The sequence below is a fragment of the Terriglobus sp. ADX1 genome (genome assembly GCF_036877645.1).
In the GTDB taxonomy this organism is placed as follows: domain Bacteria; phylum Acidobacteriota; class Terriglobia; order Terriglobales; family Acidobacteriaceae; genus Terriglobus.
This window is the reverse complement of record NZ_JAEDXV010000057.1, coordinates 1-6,154: the sequence shown is the minus strand read 5'-3', so window position 1 is coordinate 6,154 and position 6,154 is coordinate 1. Positions and strand designations below refer to the sequence as shown.

The window sequence follows — 6,154 nt, the reverse complement described above, 5'->3', positions numbered from 1 at the left end:
GTTTGGCTGTTGATGCGGTTTTGGTTTCCTGCGGCGTTGTAGTGGGTTGAGGGGAATGCAGGTCCTTCGGCTTCACTTCGTTTCGCTCAGGATGACGAATTTCATTCGTACGAGCTTCGCTGGTTCGCACTCCGTGCGACGGATCGCGCGTTGCGCGATAACCCAGAGCTTCGCTGGAACGACCGTGATGTGAGTTAGCCGAGTATGCGGCTTAGTTCTTCCGTGCCGTTCGTAATGAAACGGCCGTGGCCGGTGGCGATGGATTTGGGCTTGTAACCGAGCAGATGCCGTGCTGATGCGTCTGCGAGGGCGAAGTCCCATGTGGCCATCTTTGGGAATGGGAAGTACCACGCTGGCGCGGTGACGCGGTGCAGGCCGCCGATGCTGGTGAGAGCGTCACCTGCGAAGAGTGTGCCGTCGCGTTCATCGAGAAAGCTGAAGTGGCCCGGCGTGTGACCGGGCGTGGCGATGCAGCGGAGCGAACCGAAGAGTTCGCCTTCTGTGAGCGTGTGCGTGGGATGTGTTTTTGCGCCGGGGAAGCCGCCCTTCACCTTCTGCTGCGGTTCGTTGGGATGCAATGAAAGATCGCGGTGCAGGAAGGGTGCTTCACGCTGCGAGATAGCCACGTCTACCGTGCCGAGCAGCGCATGCAATTGATCTAACGAACCGATGTGATCCACATGCGCGTGCGTGAGGAGGATGCGACGGATGCTGCCACCGAGCTCGCGTGCGGCCTGGATAATATTTTCCGCCTGACCGCTGATGGTGCAGTCCACGAGGGTGAAACCGTCGCGCTCGCGGACGAGGTAACAGTTGGAGATGCCCAGGAATGTCAGCTGCGCCAGATCTTTATGGATGCATATCAACTTCATGGTGATCGCCCCTATTCCTTTCCGAACTGCTATTGAACAGATGCGCCTGCCGCTGCGGTTGTTTCCGACGCGCAACAGATTAGCAGCACTTTGTTGCACATCTGCTGCTGTCCGTAGAATCGATTAACGGAAGAATGATGGAAGAGAATTTGCAAAATCGGATTGCCGTGGTGCTGGTGCGAGCGCGGAATCCGCTGAACATTGGCGCGGTTGCGCGTGCGATGAGCAACTTTGGATTTGCCGATCTGCGCGTGGTGAACGATTATGACCTTCCTTTTCAGGATGCGCGATCTGCGATTGACGCTGCCCCTGTGCTGAATACGGCGCTGCAGTTTGGCAGTGTTGCCGAGGCGGTGGCGGACTGCACGCTGGTTTATGGCACCACAGCACTGGGCGAGCGCAGGCTGCTGCATCCGGTGGATATGTTGCGGGATGCACAGACGCATGTTCGCGACGCAGTGACTACGGGTGGCCGTGTGGCTGTGCTGTTTGGTTCGGAGAAGACGGGCCTGTCTGCCGATGAGATGAGCCATTGCCACCGGTTGCTGACTGTTCCGATGCATCAGAGCGGCGTCTCCATGAACCTGGGGCAAGCGGCTGCTGTTTGCCTGTATGAATTGATTCGCGAGAGCGCGACGCCGCAGAGACCTTTGCCGCCAGAGGCGATGCCTGCGAACGCAGAGGAAATTGCGCGGATGGAAGCGGTGCTGGGCGAAGTGTTGGAAGAGAGCGGCTATGCGCATCGTTATCCGGCGAACATGCGCGAGGTGACGCACCGTCGCATGGTGCGGAGAATGACGCTGGATCGTGGCGATGTGGATGCGTGGATTGGCGTGCTGCGGCAGGTGTTGTGGAAGCTGCGCTCGCCTAAGAGCTAAGTGCTTCGTATCGCCGCTTCGCATGTTTTGCGCGGACTGGATAGAGCGGGCCTTTGGCCCTCGTTTTTCCTCGCGGCAAGCCTACCTAGGCCTTCGGCCTAGGCTAAGATAGCGGCGCGCCTTTGGCGCTTATTGCGATGGCTGCTTCAAGGCGTGTGCTTCCTTTTGCGTTGTAGTGCGGGACAGGAATGCAGGTCCTTCGGCTTCACTTCGTTTCGCTCAGGATGATGACCTTACGGTCGTATGAGCTTCGCTGGATGACGCGCTTTGCGCGTATGAGCTTTGCTGGGTGACGCGCTTTGCGCGTATGAGCTTCGCGGAAGGATAACTCTTGGCAGTTGAGCTTCGCTGGGGAAGAAGCATCTCGCCTTGAACTTCGTCAAGGAAAGGCCTTCGATCTGGTGGATGGCCCGGCGCGAGTTTGCTGTGTTTTTCGATCGGTTGCGCTGATAGACTCCGTTGCATGAACCACACTTTTTTCCGTTCCACCGCCGCGCTGGCGCTCGGCTTTGCCGCTGTTGCCTGTGCGCAGCAAACCCTGACCGCCGCTGACTATGCTCGCGCGGAAAGCCGCCTTGCCGCCAAGACCACATCGCTGGTGGACCACGCCGTGACGCAGGTGACGTGGCTGAAGAATCCTGCAGCACCGGGAGGCGGCGACCGATTCTGGTATCGCGATACGGCGAATGGCAATACGACATTCATGCTGGTGGATGCGGCGAAGGGAACGAAGGCTCCGGCGTTTGATAACGCGCAGATGGCGAGGGGGCTTCAGGCAGCGGGGATACCGAATCCGCAGGCAGGGTCGTTGCCGATTACGGATCTGGAATTAACGGACCTCAATCTACAAGACGTGAACTCGTTGGTGGTGACGGTGCGCGGTGAGCGGTACAAGTGCACTATCTCGACGATGCTCCAGAGAACAGACGGACAGGATGCCTTTAGCTGCGCGAAGCAGCCAGTGCCGCCTGCGCATCAGCAGGGCGCGCAGCCTGCCGTGAGCTCGACCGGCACTGGTGGCAATGCGGGCATGAGCACGAATCCTGCGACAGCAGCGCCGCTGCGTCCCGGACGTGATGAAGCGGTGGTTTCGCCGGATGGCAAGAAGGCTGCGTTCATTCGCGACTGGAATTTGTGGGTGCGCGACATATCGACCGGCGAAGAGAAGCCGCTGACCACGGACGGCGCTTACAACTACGGCTATGCCACGGATAACGCCGGTTGGACGCATAGCAATCGTGCGGTGCTGGTGTGGTCGCCTGACTCGAAGAAGATTGCGACGTTTCAGCAGGACCAGCGCAAGACGGGCATGATGTACCTGGTGAGTACGACGGTGGGGCATCCGACGCTGGATGCGTGGCCGTATCCGCTGCCGGGCGATAAAGACGTCACCATGATTGAGCGCGTGGTGATTGATGTGGATGCAGCGAAGGTTACGCGGCTGAAGATGCCTGCGGATCAACATCGTTCGTCGTTGTGCGATGACATCAGCTGCCGCGGCGGCGGATGGGATGACGTGCAGTGGAGCGCCGATGCGAAGACACTGGCGTTTCTTTCCACTAGCCGCGATCACCGCACGGAAAATCTGCGCATGGCCGATGTGGCTACGGGCGACGTTCACGATGTGATGAAAGAAGTAGCCGCCACTTATTTTGAGAGCGGCAATGGACGCGTGAACTGGAAGTATCTGTCTACGCGCAACGAGATTTTGTGGTTCAGCGAACGCAGCAACTGGGGCCAGCTTTATCTTTACGACGCGGCCAATGGCAAGTTGAAGCGCGAGGTCACGAAGGGCGACTGGAATGTGACGCAGGTGTTGCGCGTGGATGAGAAGACGGGCGACATCTTCTTTGAAGGCGTGGGGCGTGAAAAGGGTTGGGACCCGTATTACTCCGCGGTGTATCGCGGCAACCTGGATGGCAAGGGTGTGACGCTGCTGTCGCCGGAGCCGATGAATCATGCGGCTACGTTCAGTGAAGATGGCAAGTATTTTGTGGACGTGTTCAGCACGCCGCAGGTGCCGCAGACTACCGTGTTGCGTGATGCGAATGGCAAGATTGTCGCTGAAATTGCGAAGGCGGATATCACTCGTCTGAAGGCGACGGGATGGCAGGCGCCGATCAACATTACGGTGAAGGCTCGCGATGGCAAGACGGATCTGTATGGGTTGATGTTTAAGCCGTCGAACTTCGATGCGACGAAGAAGTATCCCATTGTGAACTACATCTATCCGGGGCCGCAGACGGGTTCGGTGGGTTCACGCAGCTTCTCAGCGGCGCGTGGGGATAGCCCGGCGCTGGCGGAGTTGGGATTCATTGTGGTCTCGATTGATGGCATGGGAACGCCGTGGCGCAGCAAGAAGTTTCATGATGCGTACTTTGGCGACATGGGCGACAACACGTTGCCCGACCAGGTGGCTGGCATGAAGGAGCTGGCTGCGAAGAACCAATGGATTGACATTGATAAGGCCGGCATCTGGGGACATAGCGGTGGCGGATTTGCCACGGCGGATGCGATGTTCCGCTATCCGGATTTCTTCAAGGTGGGTTGGAGCGAGAGCGGCAACCACGACAATCGCAACTATGAAGATGACTGGGCGGAGAAGTGGATTGGCCTGGATGATGCCGCGAACAAGAAGGCGTATGACGATCAGGCCAACGAAGCACATGTGAGCAATCTGAAGGGCAAGCTGATGCTGGTGCATGGAACGATGGATGACAACGTTCCTCCGAACAATACGCTGGTTGTGGTGGATGCGTTGATGAAGGCGAACAAGGACTTTGATCTGCTGATGATTCCGAATGTCCACCACGGCTATGCGGATCAGAGCTACTACATCATGCGTCGGCGGTGGGATTACTTTGTGAAGAACCTTGCGGGTGGCACACCGCCGAAGGAGTATTCGCTGGCCACGCCACAGGCACAGGCGGGACGCCGGCGGTAGGGTGATCCGATAGACAAAGAAAAACGCAGCGTCGGAATGGCGCTGCGTTTTCTTTTTAAGGGTGGCTACTACTGCACGACGCCGCCGTCGCCGCCGACGCCCTTCGGAGTTGAGTTCGGGATTACGCTGGCCTGTACCTTCCAGCCATCGTTGGTGAGGACGAGTGTTGTAGTGGCCTGGTTGGTGGCGGCGAGGGCTGTCGCGAGGTTGGGGAAGGCGTTTTGCGTTTCGGTGGCCCGCGCCCAGTCCTTCACGTCGCCGAGGGTGTAGGTGTAACTCACCGTGGTGGTGGCTCCGGGCTGCGTGCCGGAGGGGGTGTTGCTGAGGATGTCTTTCACGCGGCGATGCGCGTAGCAGAAGTTGCCATAGCCGGGGTTGTTGGCGTCGGGGGTCCAGTTGGAACGGCCCTTGTCGGTGAGGTCGTAGCTGTTGGCGGCTTGCTTAATGACGAGCAGCTTTGTCTTTTCGACCGGCGTGCGCGAGAGCAAACCCTGATCGACGAGTGCGTCGAAGGGGCGGACCTTGTCTGTGTCGTCCTGCGCATGCTGCTGCGGGAGCTGGATCGGCTGCTTCCAGAGGCACTCCGGCCACTGATCGTAATAGTGGTTGATGGCGGTCTTCAGGTTGCCGGTCTGATCCTTTGGGGCGTTGCAGCCTACGACTGCAACCGTGGCCAGAGCGGCAACGGTGACGATGGAGCGAGTTCCAAGGCGCATTTTGATCCAGTCTCAACTTTCCTGCCGACGCTTTCTGGATGGCGGCGGCTCGTGGGTTTGGATGCAATTGTGCCGGGAAAAGCCTGTCCGGTTTCCACTTTCATGATGCATTATGAGAGCCATGAACCTTTTGCTGGTGGCACTGTTGGGTGGATGTACCGGATTGCGCACATTTACGCCCATGGCGGTACTGTGCTGGTTTGCGTGGCGCGGTGCGCTGCACTTTTCCAGATGGCGGTCATTCACGGCGTCAGTGATTGCAGTGGTGATCTTCACGCTGCTTGCCCTGCTGGAGCTTGCGGGAGATAAGCGGCCTGACGCGCCCGCCAGGACTGCGGCTCCCGGTCTGTCTGCGCGGGCCGTTTTTGGTGCTTTCGCGGCGCTGTTGCTGGCGCAGCCTTTGCTGCTGCAACCGGCGACGGCGATGGTGGTCGGCGCGATTGGAGCCGTTGTTGGCTCGTATTTGGGATGGTTTGTGCGGACGCGCACGGTAGCCGCGCTGAAGAGTGCGGACTGGCCGGTGGCGGTTACAGAGGATATTGTGACCATCGCGCTGAGTATTACGTTTCTGCACCTGGCGGCGGTACACGGCGCACTGTTCCTGGGGAACCAGGGGATTGGTTTCGGGAAATAGATTTTCTACGGATGTGAAGATGCCCGTCGCTTTTGTGCGGCGGGCATCTTTTGTTTCCAGTGAAGTGGAGTGGGCAGAAGCGAATGCAGGTTCTTCGGCTTCACTTCGTT

At 58.8% G+C, this 6,154-nt stretch carries 5 protein-coding genes; 3 read left to right on the top strand and 2 right to left on the bottom strand.

From position 1 onward, the window contains the following. Positions 1-194 precede the first annotated feature (194 nt). Positions 195-872 (bottom strand): MBL fold metallo-hydrolase, encoded by a 678-nt coding sequence (locus tag JAO32_RS19660; RefSeq protein WP_334243574.1) that lies wholly within the window; start codon positions 870-872, stop codon positions 195-197. 134 nt (positions 873-1,006) lie between these two features. Here JAO32_RS19660 and JAO32_RS19655 point away from each other — a divergent pair, with 134 nt between their 5' ends. Together JAO32_RS19655 and JAO32_RS19650 are read left to right on the top strand one after the other, a co-directional pair. Continuing rightward, positions 1,007-1,750 carry an RNA methyltransferase gene (locus JAO32_RS19655; RefSeq protein ID WP_334243572.1) on the top strand — a complete coding sequence of 248 codons (744 nt, stop codon included), beginning with the start codon at positions 1,007-1,009 and terminating at the stop codon, positions 1,748-1,750. 463 nt (positions 1,751-2,213) lie between these two features. After that, a complete protein-coding gene (locus tag JAO32_RS19650; RefSeq protein WP_334243571.1) occupies positions 2,214-4,694 on the top strand; it encodes a S9 family peptidase in 2,481 nt (826 codons plus the stop codon). A gap of 68 nt (positions 4,695-4,762) precedes the next feature. Here the strand turns inward: JAO32_RS19650 and JAO32_RS19645 are convergent, their stop codons facing one another. Next, entirely contained in the window at positions 4,763-5,410 is a 648-nt protein-coding gene (locus JAO32_RS19645; protein WP_334243569.1) for a hypothetical protein, read from the bottom strand. A gap of 121 nt (positions 5,411-5,531) precedes the next feature. Between JAO32_RS19645 and JAO32_RS19640 the strand changes: the two genes are divergently transcribed. After that, a complete protein-coding gene (locus tag JAO32_RS19640; protein ID WP_334243567.1) occupies positions 5,532-6,044 on the top strand; it encodes a DUF4126 family protein in 513 nt (170 codons plus the stop codon). The last annotated feature ends 110 nt before the right edge of the window (positions 6,045-6,154 follow it).

Bases quoted from the DNA above. Each gene is read 5' to 3' on its own strand.
- JAO32_RS19660 (WP_334243574.1), bottom strand. From the start codon at position 872: ATGAAGTTGATATGCATCCATAAAGATCTGGCGCAGCTGACATTCCTG.
- JAO32_RS19655 (WP_334243572.1), top strand. From the start codon at position 1,007: ATGATGGAAGAGAATTTGCAAAATCGGATTGCCGTGGTGCTGGTGCGA.
- JAO32_RS19650 (WP_334243571.1), top strand. From the start codon at position 2,214: ATGAACCACACTTTTTTCCGTTCCACCGCCGCGCTGGCGCTCGGCTTT.
- JAO32_RS19645 (WP_334243569.1), bottom strand. From the start codon at position 5,410: ATGCGCCTTGGAACTCGCTCCATCGTCACCGTTGCCGCTCTGGCCACG.
- JAO32_RS19640 (WP_334243567.1), top strand. From the start codon at position 5,532: ATGAACCTTTTGCTGGTGGCACTGTTGGGTGGATGTACCGGATTGCGC.